Origin of the sequence: Candidatus Pseudomonas phytovorans, from assembly GCA_029202525.1 — a bacterium.
GTDB classification, from domain to species: Bacteria; Pseudomonadota; Gammaproteobacteria; order Pseudomonadales; family Pseudomonadaceae; genus Aquipseudomonas; species Aquipseudomonas phytovorans.
On sequence record CP119325.1, the window covers coordinates 2,518,421 to 2,532,590 of the forward strand.

At 62.5% G+C, this 14,170-nt stretch carries 12 protein-coding genes; 6 read left to right on the forward strand and 6 right to left on the reverse strand.

Annotated features, from left to right (window positions below; all coding sequences use genetic code 11):
* The 4 genes from P0Y58_11070 to gloB form a co-directional block, all read right to left on the reverse strand.
* A complete protein-coding gene (locus P0Y58_11070) occupies positions 1-1,836 on the reverse strand; it encodes an extracellular solute-binding protein (GenBank protein WEK32701.1) in 1,836 nt (611 codons plus the stop codon).
* Positions 1,833-3,662 carry an extracellular solute-binding protein gene (locus P0Y58_11075; GenBank protein ID WEK32702.1) on the reverse strand — a complete coding sequence of 610 codons (1,830 nt, stop codon included), beginning with the start codon at positions 3,660-3,662 and terminating at the stop codon, positions 1,833-1,835. Before P0Y58_11075 ends, P0Y58_11070 begins: the two co-directional genes overlap by 4 nt.
* 121 nt (positions 3,663-3,783) lie before the next feature.
* Positions 3,784-5,214: a transglycosylase SLT domain-containing protein gene (locus P0Y58_11080; protein ID WEK32703.1), complete on the reverse strand. Its 1,431-nt coding sequence runs from the start codon at positions 5,212-5,214 to the stop codon at positions 3,784-3,786.
* A gap of 100 nt (positions 5,215-5,314) precedes the next feature.
* A complete protein-coding gene (gene gloB, locus P0Y58_11085) occupies positions 5,315-6,094 on the reverse strand; it encodes a hydroxyacylglutathione hydrolase (protein ID WEK32704.1) in 780 nt (259 codons plus the stop codon).
* 85 nt (positions 6,095-6,179) lie between these two features.
* Between gloB and P0Y58_11090 the strand changes: the two genes are divergently transcribed.
* From P0Y58_11090 to P0Y58_11105, 4 genes are all read left to right on the forward strand, one after another.
* Complete coding sequence (locus P0Y58_11090) at positions 6,180-6,953, forward strand: SAM-dependent methyltransferase (protein WEK32705.1); 774 nt, start codon at positions 6,180-6,182, stop codon at positions 6,951-6,953.
* Positions 6,954-6,968: 15 nt separating this feature from the next.
* Positions 6,969-7,415: a ribonuclease HI gene (gene rnhA, locus P0Y58_11095; GenBank protein WEK32706.1), complete on the forward strand. Its 447-nt coding sequence runs from the start codon at positions 6,969-6,971 to the stop codon at positions 7,413-7,415.
* Between the two features lie 51 nt (positions 7,416-7,466).
* Positions 7,467-8,225 (forward strand): DNA polymerase III subunit epsilon, encoded by a 759-nt coding sequence (dnaQ, locus tag P0Y58_11100; GenBank protein WEK32707.1) that lies wholly within the window; start codon positions 7,467-7,469, stop codon positions 8,223-8,225.
* Positions 8,226-8,400: 175 nt separating this feature from the next.
* Positions 8,401-10,650, forward strand: coding sequence for an Orn/Lys/Arg decarboxylase N-terminal domain-containing protein (locus P0Y58_11105; protein WEK32708.1), 2,250 nt, complete (start codon positions 8,401-8,403; stop codon positions 10,648-10,650).
* Here P0Y58_11105 and P0Y58_11110 read toward each other — a convergent pair.
* Complete coding sequence (locus tag P0Y58_11110) at positions 10,634-10,852, reverse strand: hypothetical protein (protein ID WEK32709.1); 219 nt, start codon at positions 10,850-10,852, stop codon at positions 10,634-10,636. The two genes, P0Y58_11105 and P0Y58_11110, sit on opposite strands and share 17 nt — an antisense overlap.
* Before the next feature lie 157 nt (positions 10,853-11,009).
* Here P0Y58_11110 and chrR point away from each other — a divergent pair, with 157 nt between their 5' ends.
* A complete protein-coding gene (gene chrR / locus P0Y58_11115; protein WEK32710.1) occupies positions 11,010-11,570 on the forward strand; it encodes a class I chromate reductase ChrR in 561 nt (186 codons plus the stop codon).
* 53 nt (positions 11,571-11,623) lie between these two features.
* On the opposite strand, the gene P0Y58_11120 is transcribed toward chrR, so the two are convergent.
* Complete coding sequence (locus P0Y58_11120) at positions 11,624-13,696, reverse strand: TonB-dependent receptor (protein WEK32711.1); 2,073 nt, start codon at positions 13,694-13,696, stop codon at positions 11,624-11,626.
* A gap of 220 nt (positions 13,697-13,916) precedes the next feature.
* Between P0Y58_11120 and P0Y58_11125 the strand changes: the two genes are divergently transcribed.
* The gene (locus P0Y58_11125; protein WEK32712.1) at positions 13,917-14,165 is read left to right on the forward strand and encodes a helix-turn-helix domain-containing protein; all 249 of its coding nucleotides are present in this window, start codon (positions 13,917-13,919) and stop codon (positions 14,163-14,165) included.
* Positions 14,166-14,170 lie beyond the last annotated feature (5 nt).

The following is a 14,170-nucleotide window of genomic DNA, read 5'->3' on the forward strand; positions in this document are numbered from 1 at the left end:
TTAGTTCGCCTCGTCCGCAGGGGCTTCGCTGACCGCCGGGGTTACCCCAGGCTTGATCCACCAGGTGTCGATGCCGATGTCGTATTTGGGCGACACTTTCGGGTGGCCGATGTGGTTCCAGTAGGCCACGCGCCAGGTCTTGATGTGCCAGTTGGGGATCACGTAGTAGCCCCACAGCAACACGCGGTCGAGGGCACGGCAATGGTCGATCAGGCTCTGGCGCGAGTCGGCGTTGATCAGCTCTTCCACCAGCTGGTCGATAGCCGGGTCGCGCAGGCCGATGAAGTTGCGGCTGCCGGGGTTGTCGGCAGCGGCACTGGACCAGAACTCGCGTTGTTCGTTACCCGGCGAGTTGGACTGCGGGTAGCCGCCGACGATCATGTCGTAGTCACGTGAACGCAGGCGGGTGATGTACTGGGAAACGTCGACCCGGCGGATGCTGAGGTCGATGCCGAGGTCGGCGAGGTTGCGCTTGAACGGCAGCAAAATGCGTTCGAACTCGGTCTGCGCCAGCAGAAACTCGATGGTCACCGGCTTGCCTTGGGCGTCGACCATCTTGTCGTCGACGATTTTCCAGCCGGCTTCCTGCAGCAGCTTGTAGGCCTGACGCTGCTGCTCGCGAATCATGCCGCTGCCGTCGCTGACCGGGTTCTTGTAAGCCTCGGTGAATACCTGATCGGGGATTTTGCCACGCAGCGGTTCGAGAATTTTCAGCTCGTTGGCGCCAGGCAGTCCATGGGCGGCCATTTCCGAGTTGTCGAAGTAGCTGCCGGTGCGGGTGTAGGCACCGTTGAACAGCTGCTTGTTGGTCCACTCGTAGTCCAGCAGCAGGCTCAGCGCCTGGCGCACACGCACGTCCTGGAACAGCGGGCGGCGGATGTTGAAGATGAAGCCCTGCATGCCGGTGGGGTTGCCGTTGAGCAGTTCTTCCTTGATCAGGCGGCCGTCGCGCACGGCGGGCACGTTGTAAGCGGTGGCCCAGTTCTTCGCGCTGACTTCCAGCGCATAGTCGAACGCCCCGGCCTTGAGCGCCTCCAGGGCGACGGTAGTGTCACGGTAGGAGTCAAAGGTCATGGCATCGAAGTTATAGAACCCACGGTTGATCGGCAGGTCCTTGGCCCAGTAGTCCTTGACCCGCTCGTAGCGCACCGAGCGCCCGGCCTTCACTTCGGCGACCTTGTATGGGCCGCTGCCCAGGGGGATTTCCAGGTTGCCTCGGTTGAAATCGCGGTTTTCGTACCAGTGCTTGGGCAGTACCGGCAGCTGGCCGAGAATCAGCGGCAGCTCGCGGTTGCCCTTGTGCTTGAACGTGAACAACACCTTGAGCGGGTCTTCGGCGACCACTTCGGCAACGTCGGCGTAGTACTGGCGGTACAGCGGCGCACCGTCCTTGATCAGGGCGTTGAAAGTGAACACCACGTCCTCGGCACGCATCGGGTGGCCGTCGTGAAAGCGGGCTTCGGGGCGCAGGTAGAAGCGCACCCAGCTGTTGTCCGGGGCCTTCTCGATCTTGCCGGCCACCAGGCCATATTCGGTGAAAGGCTCGTCCTGGCTCTGGCGCATCAGGGTGTCGTAGATGTTGCCGATGTTCTCGGCCGGTACGCCTTTGTTGATGAACGGGTTGAGGCTGTCGAAACCGCCAAAGCTGGACTGGCGGAAAGTGCCACCCTTGGGTGCGTCTGGGTTGACGTAGTCGAAGTGCTTGAAATCGGCAGGGTACTTGGGTGGCTCGTCGTACAGGGTGAGCGCATGTTGCGGTGCGGCCAGGGCGGGAAGGCTCAGGCAGGCGAGTAACAGGCTGCCTGCCAGCCGGCGCAGACGGTGCGTTGGCGTCATTGGGCTTTCTCCGAAGTCTTGATCCACCAGCTGTTCAGCCCAAGGGTATAGGGCGGTGTGGTGACGAAGGCGAACCGGTTGCGGTAGGCCAGGCGATGATTGTCGAGGTACCAGTTGGGGATCATGTAGTACTGCCACGAAAGCACGCGGTCCAGGGCGCGGGCGGCGGCGACCTGGTCGTCGCGCGTGCGTGCGGCCAGCAGGGTGTCGAGCAGGTGGTCGACCACCGGGTCCTTGACCCCAGCATAGTTCTTGCTGCCCTTGGTCGCGGCCTGGCTGGAATGAAAGTACAGCCACTGTTCAAGGCCGGGGCTCAGGGTCTGGTTCAGGGTCATCAGAATCATGTCGAAATCGAACTGGTCCAGGCGTTGTTTGTACTGGGCACGGTCCACGGTGCGCAAGCGCGCATCGATGCCAATGCTGGACAGATTTTCGACATAAGGTTGCAGGATGCGTTCAAGGTTGGGGTTTACCAGCAGCAGTTCCATGCGCAACTGCTGGCCCTTGCTGTCGACCAGGCGCTGGCCGTTCAGCTTCCAGCCAGCCTGGGCAAGCAGGCCCAACGCCTGGCGTAGGGTCTGGCGGTTGATGCCGCGGCCATCGGTCTGGCTGACCTTGTAGGGTTCGCTGAACAGCTTGGCCGGCAATTGGTCGCGGAACGGCGCCAGCAGCAGCCACTCCTTGCCGGTGGGCAGGCCACTGGCGGCGAATTCGCTGTTGGGGTAGTAACTGGTCGAGCGGCGGTAGGCGCTGCTGAACAGGGCGCGGTTGGTCCACTCGAAGTCGAGCATCAGCCCCAGCGCCTCGCGTACCCGTGGGTCGCTGAAGGTGGCCCGGCGGCTGTTCATGAACAGGCCTTGGGTTTGCGTGGGGATGCGGTGCGGGATCTGGGCCTTGATCACTTCGCCGCGGCGCACGGCCGGAAAGTTGTAGCCGTTGGCCCAGTTCTTTGCCTGGTGCTCGATGTAAATGTCGAATTCCCCAGCCTTGAACGCTTCAAAGGCTACCGTGGCGTCGCGGTAGAACTCGTATTCCACGCGCTTGAAGTTGTACTTGCCACGGTTGACCGCCAGGTCTTTGCCCCAGTAGTTCTTCACCCGCTCGAATACCAGACGGCGCCCGGGTTGTACTTCGGTGATGCGATAGGGGCCGCTACCCAAGGGGGGCTCGAAGGTGGTGGCCTTGAAGTCGCGCTTTTGCCAGTAGTGCTTGGGCAGCACCGGCATCTCGCCCAGGCGCAGGATCAGCAGCGGGTTGCCGGCGCGCTTGAACACGAAGCGGATGCGCAGCGGGCCGAGGATGTCTACCCGCTGCACTTCCTGCAGGTTGGTGCGGTAGATCGGGTGGCCGTCCTTGAGCAGTGTGCGGTAGGAAAAGGCCACGTCTGTCGACGTGATGGGCTGGCCGTCATGCCAGCGGGCTTCCGGGCGCAGATTGAACACCACCCAGCTGCGGTCCTCGCTGTATTCGACCGAACGGGCGATCAGGCCATAGCTGGAGGTAGGCTCGTCACCCGACGGGTCGTACTGACCGGTGCCGACCATCAGTGGCTCGTTCAGCTCGCTGATGCCGTATTGCTGGAAATTGGGCGTGGTGATCGGGCTCGAACCCTTGAAAGTGTAGGGGTTGAGGGTATCGAAGGTGCCAAAAGCCATGGCGCGCAAGGTGCCGCCCTTGGGCGCTTGCGGGTTGACCCAGTCGAAATGGGTGAATGTGGCTGGGTACTTGAGCGTGCCGAACTGCGCGTATCCGTGGCTTTCGCTCACCATCGCGACTGCGGGAAAGCTCAAGGCCAGGCTGAGTGACAGCAGGAGGGGACGTATCAAGTCGGCATCCGATCCAGAGGCGTTGGGCTTTGATCGGGTACAGTAACAGCTTGGTGGGGTTGGAAAAAGAGTGTGGCTCAGAGGGATTGCGAGGGGCTGCGAAGCAGCCCTCGGAGTTGCATCAATGCGAGAGGTAGACGGTCAAGGTCTGGCCTGGCTTGAGGGCGTGGCCGCTGCGTGGGTTCCAGCGCTTGAGGTGCTGCATTTCGACGTTGAAGCGCTTGGCCACCAGGTACAGCGAGTCGCCCTTGCGTACCTTGTATTGCGTGGAGCGCTTGCCGGATGCCGCAACCCGGTTGCCAGCGGCGCTCGGTGCGTTGCTGCCTCGCAGGGCCAGGACCTGGCCGGCCCGCAGGCTGCTGCCGGACAGGCGGTTCCAGCGCTTGATGTCACCGACCGAAACGCGGTTTGCCTTGGCAATGGCGCCAAGGTTGTCGCCACGTTTTACCCGATAGCTGCGCGCAGCCACGGGTGCCCTGTTTTCAGCAACGGCACGGGCGAACACAGCCTTGTTCGGTTGCAGGGCGACAAGTTGCTCGGGGTTGAGGTTGGACAGGCTGTTGCTCAGCAGTTGTGCCTTGGCTGTCGGCACCAGCAGTTGCTTGGGCCCGTCCACGGTCATGCGCTTCTTGAACGCCGGGTTTAGCTGGATCAGCTCGTCTTCGTCAATGTTGGCAAAGGCTGCCACCCGCGACAGGTCCAGGCGATCATTGATGGCTACCGCCTCGAAGTAGGGCTCGTTGGCAATCGGGTTCAGGTTCACGCCATAAGCTTCAGGCGTAAGCACCACCTGCGACAGGGCCAGCAGCTTGGGCACATAGTCGCGGGTTTCCTGTGGCAGCGGCAGGTTCCAGTAGTCGGTTGGCAGACCGAGCTTTTCGTTGCGCTCCATGGCGCGGCTGACCGTGCCTTCACCGGCGTTGTAGGCCGCCAGGGCCAGCAGCCAGTCGCCGTTGAACATGTCGTGCAGGCGGGTCAGGTAGTCCAGCGCAGCGTTGGTCGATGCGGTGACGTCGCGGCGGCCATCGTAGAAGTTGGTCTGGCGCAGGTTGAAGTGGCGACCTGTGGCTGGCATGAACTGCCACATGCCGGCAGCGCTGGCGCGTGAATAGGCCATCGGGTTGTAGGCGCTTTCGATGGCTGGCAGCAGCGCCAGCTCCAGCGGCATGTCGCGCTCTTCAAGGCGCTCGACAATGTAGTGCAGGTAGAGGCTGCCACGCTCGCCGGCGCTTTCGATGAACGTCGGGTTGCTGGCGAACCACAGGCGCTGCTGCTCGATGCGCGGATTGACGTCGATGCTGTCCTGCAGGGCGAAGCCCTGGCGCATGCGCTCCCAGACATCCTGCGGCGCCTGCTCGGCCGGCTTGACCAGCAGCGGTGAAGGCTTGTGCTTGATCCGCGCCTGATAGCTGTGCGCGCGAACGCTGTCGGATTCGTCAACCTGACGGGTGCTCTGGCAGCCCACCAAGGTGGCGGCCAGAGCCAGCGCACTGATTTGGGCCAGGCGCGTCAGGGCAACGGAATGAGAGGTTCTGCGGCTACGGAAAGACATCGGCTGAGACAGGTATCCGGGCGAAAAATTTCGGCGATTCTAGGAACCGCTCCGGGCCTGGTCAACCTTTGACCATCGATTGCGATATATCTTGAGGTTATCAGAAGGTGTCCTTCCAAGACCTCAAGGCAGCAAAAACAGTGACCTGCGAGTCGTTTGGATGTCCCTTCCATTCGTCTGCTTTTTGTTTAACTAATGTTTCAGAGGTACGCAGGAAGGGGTTGGTCAGGCGTTCCAGGCCAATCGTTGATGGCAAGGTGATGCGATTATCTGCACGCAAACGGGTAACGTCCTCGAACCGCTTTAGAACGTGCTGGTTGCCAGGTTCTACCGCTTTGGCAAAGCGCAGGTTGCTGAGGGTGTATTCGTGGGCGCAGTACACTTCGGTGGATGCTGGCAGCGCCGCCAGGCGGGCGAGGGCCGGCTGCATCTGTTCGGGTGTACCCTCGAACATGCGCCCGCAGCCTGCGGCGAACAGGGTGTCGCCACTGAACAGTACGGGTGTTGCCGGTTGGTCACTGAAGAAAGCGATATGACCCAAGGTGTGGCCTGGCACCGCCAGCACCTGGAACGTCACGCCCAGCACCGTCACCTGGTCGCCTTCATCCAGCGCCAGGTCGCGGCAGGGGATACGCTCGTGGGCCGGGCCGCAGACCCGTGCGCCGGTCAGTTGCCTGAGCCGTTCCACGCCGCCGACATGGTCGTTGTGGTGGTGGGTAATCAGGATGTCACTGAGCACCCACTCGGGGTTGGCCGAGAGCCAGCGTTCCACCGGGCCGGCATCACCGGGGTCGACCACCGCGCAACGGCGTTTGGCAGTATCCTGTAACAACCAGATGTAGTTGTCGGAGAAAGCGGGGAGAGCATCGATCTGTATCATGGTGCGGATCCGATTCGCCAAGCGTGGCACATGAAGGCATCTTAGCCGCGATGGCGCGGTGCGAGAACCTTCGAGGGAGAGCGCAATGACCGACCAAGCCTTTGCCCAGGCCGACCCGGACTGGGTCAAACTGATCAGCCTGGCCCGTGAGTGGTTCAATGGCCCGATCGGCCAACTGATGCTCAAGGAAGAGGAAAAACTGCTTGAAGAAGAGCTCGGCCGCTTCTTCGGGGGTTACCTTGTGCACTACGGACCTTGCGCCGACGCGCCGCCCAGTGCCCCGCAGGTGCAGCGTAATGTGCGCCTGGGCGCGCCGTTGCCAGGGGTGGAGATTGTCTGCGAGGAGCAGGCCTGGCCACTGAGTGAGCACGCCGCCGATGTGGTGGTGCTGCAACATGGCCTGGATTTCAGCCTGTCGCCCCATGGTTTGCTGCGCGAGGCCGCCAGCGCCGTGCGCCCGGGCGGGCATCTGCTGATCGTGGGGATCAACCCGTGGAGCAGTTGGGGCATGCGCCATTTCTTCAGCCACGGCGCCTTGCGCAAGGCGCGCTGCATCTCGCCGTCGCGGGTAGGTGACTGGCTCAACCTGCTGGGCTTCGCGCTGGAGAAACGCCGCTTCGGGTGCTATCGTCCGCCGCTTGCCTCACCGGCCTGGCAGCAGCGCCTGGCGGGCTGGGAGCGGGTGGCCGGCGGCTGGCAGAGCTCCGGTGGCGGGGTGTACCTGCTGGTGGCACGCAAGATGGTGGTGGGCCTGCGGCCGCTGCGCCCGGAGCGCCGCGAGCCGATGGGCAAGCTGCTGCCGCTGCCGCTGGCCAAGGTGAACCGCACGGCGGCCAACCCCGAAACTGACAAGCACTGAATTCAAGAGTGGTACATGAGCGATAGCGTCGAAATGTTTACCGATGGTGCCTGCAAAGGCAATCCTGGCCCGGGTGGCTGGGGGGTCCTGATGATCTACAAGGGCGTCGAGAAGGAACTGTGGGGCGGCGAACGTGAAACCACCAACAACCGCATGGAGCTGATGGCGGCAATCCAGGGCCTGATGTCGCTCAAGCGTGAGTGCGATGTGGTGCTGACCACTGACTCGCAGTATGTGATGAAGGGCATCAACGAGTGGATGGTCAACTGGAAGAAGCGCGGCTGGAAGACCGCCGCCAAAGAGCCAGTGAAGAACGCCGACCTGTGGCAGCAGCTCGATGAGCAGGTCAACCGCCACAAGGTGAGCTGGAAGTGGGTACGCGGGCACATCGGCCACCCCGGCAACGAACGCGCCGACCAGTTGGCCAACCGCGGGGTCGATGAGGTACGCGCCCAGCGTTGAGCTGAGTTACACTTGCGGCCTTTGTAACTGATGCAAGTTGGAGCGCCCCGCGTGGAGCAGCAGCAAGATAAACGGTTCGTCATTCTCGATACCGAAACCACGGGTATGCCGGTAGGCGAAGGCCACCGGATCATCGAGATCGGCTGTGTCGAGGTGATCGGCCGGCGCCTGACCGGGCGGCACTTCCACGTCTATCTGCAACCGGACCGCGAGAGTGACGAGGGCGCGATCAACGTCCACGGCATCACCGACACCTTCCTGGTGGGCAAGCCACGCTTTGGTGATGTAGCCGACGAATTCTTCGAGTTCATCCAGGGCGCAACGCTGGTCATCCATAACGCGGCGTTCGACGTTGGCTTCATCAACAACGAATTCGCCTTGCTGGGCCAGCGGGATCGCACCGACGCTTCGCAGTACTGCACCATCCTCGATACCCTGCTGCTGGCGCGTTCGCGCCACCCGGGGCAGCGCAACAGCCTCGATGCGCTGTGCAAACGCTACGACATCGACAACTCGGGCCGTGAGCTGCACGGCGCACTGCTCGACTCGGAACTGCTGGCTGACGTTTACCTGGCGATGACCGGTGGCCAGACCAGCCTGTCGCTGGCTGGCCATGGGGCTGACGCCGAGGGTGACGGGCACGGAGCTGGCGGCAGTGAAATTCGCCGGATTACCGGGCGTGCACCGGGGCGGGTGATCATGGCCAGTGCCGAGGAACTGGAGGCGCATGCCGAGCGGCTGGCCGCCGTTGCCAAGTCGGCGGGCGGGCCCTCGATGTGGCAGGCCCTGACCGAGACGCCTGCCGGCTGATTTGTAGCCTGTGCTGGCCTCTTCGCGGGTAAACCCGCTCCCACAGGTATCGCACCGCCCGCAAGGCTATTGCTAAACCTGTGGGAGCGGGTTTACCCGCGAAAGGGCCCTTACAGGCAATACAAGGCTCAACTACCCTGAAATGGACACCCTGTCCTTCGGAGGTAGCCACCTGATGTACAAGGACCTCAAGTTCCCGATCCTCATCGTCCACCGCGCCATCAAGGCCGACAGCGTAGCCGGCGAGCGGGTGCGGGGTATCGCCGAAGAGCTGGCCCAGGATGGTTTCACCGTCATCAAGGCCGCCGATCACGCCGAAGCCCGTCTGGTCGCCGCCACCCACCACGGCTTGGCCTGCATGCTGATCGCAGCCGAAGGGGTTGGCGAAAACACCCACCTGCTGCAAAACATGGCCGAGCTTATCCGCCTGGCTCGCCTGCGCGCGCCCAACCTGCCGATCTTCGCCTTGGGCGAGCAGGTGACCCTGGAGAACGCCCCCGCCGAGGCCATGAGCGAGCTCAACCAGCTGCGTGGCATTCTTTACCTGTTCGAAGACACCGTGCCGTTTCTTGCGCGCCAGGTGGCGCGTGCCGCACACAGCTACCTGGACGGCGTGCTGCCGCCATTCTTCAAAGCACTGGTGCAACACACCGCGCAATCCAACTATTCCTGGCACACTCCAGGCCACGGTGGCGGCGTGGCCTACCATAAAAGCCCGGTGGGTCAGGCTTTTCACCAGTTCTTCGGTGAAAATACCCTGCGCTCGGACCTGTCCGTTTCAGTGCCAGAACTAGGCTCGCTGCTCGACCACACAGGCCCCTTGGCCGAAGCCGAAGCCAGGGCAGCGCGCAACTTCGGCGCTGACCACACGTTTTTTGTCATCAACGGCACTTCCACGGCCAACAAGATCGTCTGGCACGCCATGGTCGGGCGCGACGACCTGGTACTGGTCGACCGCAACTGCCACAAGTCGGTGGTGCACGCAATCATCATGACTGGCGCCATTCCGCTGTACCTGTGCCCGGAACGCAACGAGCTGGGTATCATCGGGCCGATCCCGCTCAGCGAGTTCAGCGCCGAGTCGATTGCCGCGAAGATCCAGGCCAACCCGCTTGCCCGTGATCGCGGGCAGCGTATCAAGCTGGCGGTGGTGACCAACTGCACTTACGACGGCCTGTGCTATCACGCCGGGATGATCAAGCAGGCGCTGGGTACCAGTGTCGAGGTGCTGCATTTCGATGAGGCCTGGTTTGCCTATGCGGCGTTCCATGAGTTCTTCAGCGGACGCTATGCCATGGGCACCGCCTGCGCAGCAGACAGCCCGCTGGTATTCAGCACCCATTCCACCCACAAGCTGCTGGCGGCCTTCAGCCAGGCCTCGATGATCCATGTGCAGGACGGGGCCAGGCGTCAGCTGGACCGTGACCGTTTCAACGAAGCGTTCATGATGCACATCTCGACTTCGCCGCAATACAGCATTCTGGCCTCGCTGGACGTGGCTTCGAGCATGATGGAAGGGCCGGCCGGGCGCTCGTTGCTGCAGGAGATGTTCGACGAGGCGCTGAGCTTTCGGCGTGCCTTGGCCAACCTGCGCGAGCACATCGCTGCCGATGACTGGTGGTTCAGTATCTGGCAGCCGCCGGGTGCCGAAGGTATCCGGCAACTGGCCGGGCAGGACTGGCTGCTGCAACCCGCGGCGCAGTGGCACGGCTTTGGTGAAGTGGCGGATGACTATGTGCTGCTCGACCCGCTCAAGGTGACCCTGGTAATGCCGGGCCTGAACGCCGACGGTGTGCTCGGCGAGTACGGTATCCCGGCGGTGGTGGTCAGCAAGTTTCTTTGGGAGCGGGGGCTGGTGGTGGAAAAAACCGGCCTGTACAGCTTTCTGGTGTTGTTCTCGATGGGCATTACCAAAGGCAAGTGGAGCACTTTGCTGACCGAGTTGCTGGAGTTCAAGCGCCACTATGATGGCAATACAGCCTTGAGCAATTGCCTGCCGAGTGTGGTGGCAGCTGATGCTTCACGCTACCAGCGGATGGGGTTGCGTGACCTGTGTGATCAGTTGCACGACTGCTACCGCGCCAATGCCACGGCCAAACAATTGAAGCGGCTGTTCACCCGTTTGCCGGAGGTGGCGGTGAGCCCGGCCCGGGCCTATGACCAGATGGTGCGTGGCGAGGTGGAGGCAGTGTCGATCGAGGCGCTGCTGGGGCGTGTGGCGGCGGTGATGCTGGTGCCGTATCCCCCTGGAATTCCATTGATCATGCCGGGAGAGCGGTTCACCGAGGCGACCCGCTCGATACTCGACTACCTGGCTTTTGCGCGGGCATTCAATCAGGGCTTTCCTGGTTTTGTCGCCGATGTGCACGGCCTGCAAAACGAAAGCGGCTGTTACACCGTGGACTGCATCACGGAATCCGAATGATCTCGACGCCGCTGCGCGCCAGTTCGAAGCGGTTTTCGCCCAGGTGGTTGACCTTGTCGCCGATGGCCAGGCGGTAGGTGGTGATAGGGGCGCCCAGCATGCTGCCGTCGACTTGCAGGGTGGACTCCTGGAACTCGTGCACGGGGTAGATACGGCCTTCGGCGTCACGGGCGTGGAATTGGCCGACCATTACTGCTGCCATTTGGGTGGAAACCTCTGAATTACGTAGAAAATGTCTGAAGGCATAGACCGTTGAACAGCCCCGGAAGTTTTCCCTTTGCGGAAAAAAAACCAAAGCGCCGAGGAACGGTCATCTATAACTACAACGTCCCTTTACCCAGCAAAGGTTGGAAATTGCCATGAGCCAGGTGTATTCGGTAGCGGTTGTCGTGGGTAGCTTGCGCAAGGAGTCCTACAACCGCAAGGTCGCCCGCGCACTTTCAGAGCTGGCGCCGTCCAGCTTAGCCCTGAAGATCGTCGAAATTGGCGATTTGCCGTTGTACAACGAAGACGTCGAGGCTGAAGCGCCGCCGGCGGCGTGGAAGCGTTTTCGCGAGGAGATCCGCGGCAGTGATGCAGTACTGTTCGTCACGCCAGAGTACAACCGATCGGTACCGGGCTGTCTGAAAAATGCCATCGATGTGGGCTCGCGGCCCTACGGCCAAAGTGCCTGGGGTGGCAAGCCGACAGCGGTGGTAAGTGTATCGCCCGGGGCCATTGGGGGCTTCGGTGCCAACCATGCCGTGCGCCAATCGCTGGTGTTTCTGGACATGCCGTGCATGCAGATGCCCGAGGCGTACATCGGCGGGGCGGCAAGCCTGTTCGAGGACTCGGGCAAGCTCAACGACAAGACCCGGCCGTTCTTGCAGGCATTCATCGACAAGTTTGCTTCGTGGGTGAAGTTGAACAGGGCGGTTTGAGTCCTGTTCATTCGTACCCGTAACCATGGGGGCCGCTCAGCGGCCCCGATTGTTTAGCGGAAGCTGTAGGAAACCCCGGCGTACACGCCAAATCCTTCGCCCGGCGTCGAGCGGGCATTGTCGTTGCCGGCATCGTTGTAGGCCGGCGTCACCGTCGCCGCATACCGCTTGTTGGTCAGGTTGCGCAGGTCCAGCCAGGTCTGCCAGTCCTGTTTCGGCGAGTCCCAGCCAACCCGTGCGCCGAGCAGGGCATATTCATCAGCGTGGTAGCTGTTGGCATAGTCCACTTGCACCTTTGAGGCCATCTGCGTATTCACCCCGGCATAGAAGCCGCTCGGCCAGTCATAGCGCAGTTCGGCCTGGTAGTAGTGCATGGGGATGCCGGGCAGGCGGTTGTCGCCAAATTTATCGTCATCACGGTAATGGAAGTCGCCGAAGGTGTAGGCCTGGCGCAAGCTCAGTTTGCCGGTGTCTGCGCGCTCCCACACGGTGCTGTCGAGGCCGGCCTCCACGCCCTGGTGCACCGTAGCGCTGGCGTTGAACTCCGAGGTGAAGTTTGGCACCACCTCCACGGCCAGCAGTTCGTGGCGCACTTGCGAGTAGTACCAGGCAAGGTCCCAGCGGCCGAGCGCCGAGTCGCCACGTGCGCCCAGCTCAAGGGTAGTGGCAGTCTGATTCTGCATCTCGATCGGCTGGATCTGCTTGCCGCCAGTGCTTGGCGCGCTCCAGATCAGTGACCATGGGTGTGGCGGCTCGACCGAGCGGCTGAGGTTGCCGTACACCTGCAGGTCCGGACGAATGTCGTAGCGCAGCCCCACGCGTGGCGCGTAGTCCCAGTCATGCATGCTCACTTTGCCACCTTCAGCGGGGTAGGTGACGTCACTTTCGCGGCGGGTGTAGATCATCGCCAGGCCGGTGGTCAGCCACAGGTTGGGGGCCAGCTCCAGGTCGTTGCCGGCGTGCACCACGGTGTCTGAACCCTGGTAGGTGAAATCGCGGGTACGTGCGCCGAACACGTCGCCATTGCGCGCGAACTGCGAGGCGCCGCTGTTGGGCAGGTGCTTGGTGGTACGCCAGCCGAGGGTGGTCTTGCTTTCATGGCCGAACAGGGTGTCACGGCGGAAATAGTTCAGCGTGCCGCTGACATCGGTGTAGGCCACTTTCAGGCGCATCGGGCCTTCGCGCAGATCCATCGGGTAGTCGTGGTAGACCAGGCCGGCTTCCAGGCGTGCGTCGTCATCGAGGTAAAACGTGGTCTTGTTGCCGACCCAGGTGCTGCCTGGTTGCGGGCGGCTGTCGTCGCGGGCCAGGTACGCCGGGTTGGCCGCGCGCGGGTGGTGCTTGATCTGGTCTTTGGTCAGGCGCCCGGCCAGTTCGTTTTCGGTTTCCCGGTAGCGCAGGTAGAAGCGGGTTTCCAGGTTCGGGTTGAAGCGGTAGCCGACATTGGCGGCAATGCCCTTGGCGCTGCCGCTGCTGTGCGCCTGGTAGCCGTCATATTCCGAGTCGGTCAGGGCCACGTAGTAGTCGAGGTTGCCCAGCACTTGACCAGAGCTGATGTGCCGGTGCTGGTAACCGCGGCTGCCGACCTCGTAGCGCACCTGCAGTGGCGCGGCGTCGTAGCCGGTGTGGGTAACGTAGTTGATCGCGCCGCCCAGCGCCAAGGCGCCTTGGTCGAAGCCGTTGGCGCCGCGCAGCACTTCGGCACGGCTAAGCCACAGTGGCTCGAACAGCTCGTAGGGCGTACCGCCCGGGCCAGTCAGTGGCAGGCCGTCGAACATCGTGTACACCCCGGAACCGTGCGCCCCCGGTGCGCGGTTGATACCCGAGCCGCGGATCGACAGCTTGATGCCATCGTTGCCCGCCGATTGGGCGAATACGCCGGGCTGGTAAGCCAGCACGTCCTGGTTGCTGGCCACTCGGCCTTGCCCCACGCGTTGCATGTCCACCAGGTTGCTGGCGCCGGGAACCTCGCGCAGGCGTTCGCTGGCCGCTGTCAGGTCGTTCTGCGCCTCATCGGTGATCAGCACCTGGCCCAATTCGACCGAGGATGCTGCCAGGGCGGGCTGGGTGGCAGCAAAGGCAGCCAGCAGGCCGAGGCAGGGCGATGGGGGGAAAACGGCACGCATTGTACGACTCCAGGCGAAAGACGAATGGGCAACGGCGTTGAGACGAGCGAAATGCCCTTTGGAGCACGAAGAAAGTCAGCAAATCTTGCGTGGCTTTCGTCAGACGGTTTTGTACGAAAGTTCTTTACAAGCCGCAGCGGTGGAGCCACGCGGCATGGGCTTCGTAAGGTGATTGCAGATCGGCAGCGATGCCTCGCTCAATCACCCGTGGAGTACAAGCATGACTGACAACGCACGACACCAGCAGCAACCCCCGGCGGACGCCCCGGTTCGCCTGACGCCACGTGAACGGCAAGTGCTGTTGTGGTGTGCCTACGGCAAGAGCTCGTGGGAGATCGGCCGGATCCTTGAGTGCAAGGAGTCTACGGTGAACTTTCACGTGTCCAACATCCTGCGCAAGTTCGATGTGCCAACCCGGGTGGCGGCGGTCATCAAGGCCATTCGCTACGGCATGCTGGCTGAGCAGTAAGGAGT

Bases quoted from the DNA above. Each gene is read 5' to 3' on its own strand.
- P0Y58_11070 (WEK32701.1), bottom strand. From the start codon at position 1,836: ATGACGCCAACGCACCGTCTGCGCCGGCTGGCAGGCAGCCTGTTACTC.
- P0Y58_11105 (WEK32708.1), top strand. From the start codon at position 8,401: ATGTACAAGGACCTCAAGTTCCCGATCCTCATCGTCCACCGCGCCATC.
- P0Y58_11090 (WEK32705.1), top strand. From the start codon at position 6,180: ATGACCGACCAAGCCTTTGCCCAGGCCGACCCGGACTGGGTCAAACTG.
- chrR (WEK32710.1), top strand. From the start codon at position 11,010: ATGAGCCAGGTGTATTCGGTAGCGGTTGTCGTGGGTAGCTTGCGCAAG.
- P0Y58_11125 (WEK32712.1), top strand. From the start codon at position 13,917: ATGACTGACAACGCACGACACCAGCAGCAACCCCCGGCGGACGCCCCG.
- P0Y58_11120 (WEK32711.1), bottom strand. From the start codon at position 13,696: ATGCGTGCCGTTTTCCCCCCATCGCCCTGCCTCGGCCTGCTGGCTGCC.
- P0Y58_11080 (WEK32703.1), bottom strand. From the start codon at position 5,214: ATGTCTTTCCGTAGCCGCAGAACCTCTCATTCCGTTGCCCTGACGCGC.
- gloB (WEK32704.1), bottom strand. From the start codon at position 6,094: ATGATACAGATCGATGCTCTCCCCGCTTTCTCCGACAACTACATCTGG.
- P0Y58_11110 (WEK32709.1), bottom strand. From the start codon at position 10,852: ATGGCAGCAGTAATGGTCGGCCAATTCCACGCCCGTGACGCCGAAGGC.
- rnhA (WEK32706.1), top strand. From the start codon at position 6,969: ATGAGCGATAGCGTCGAAATGTTTACCGATGGTGCCTGCAAAGGCAAT.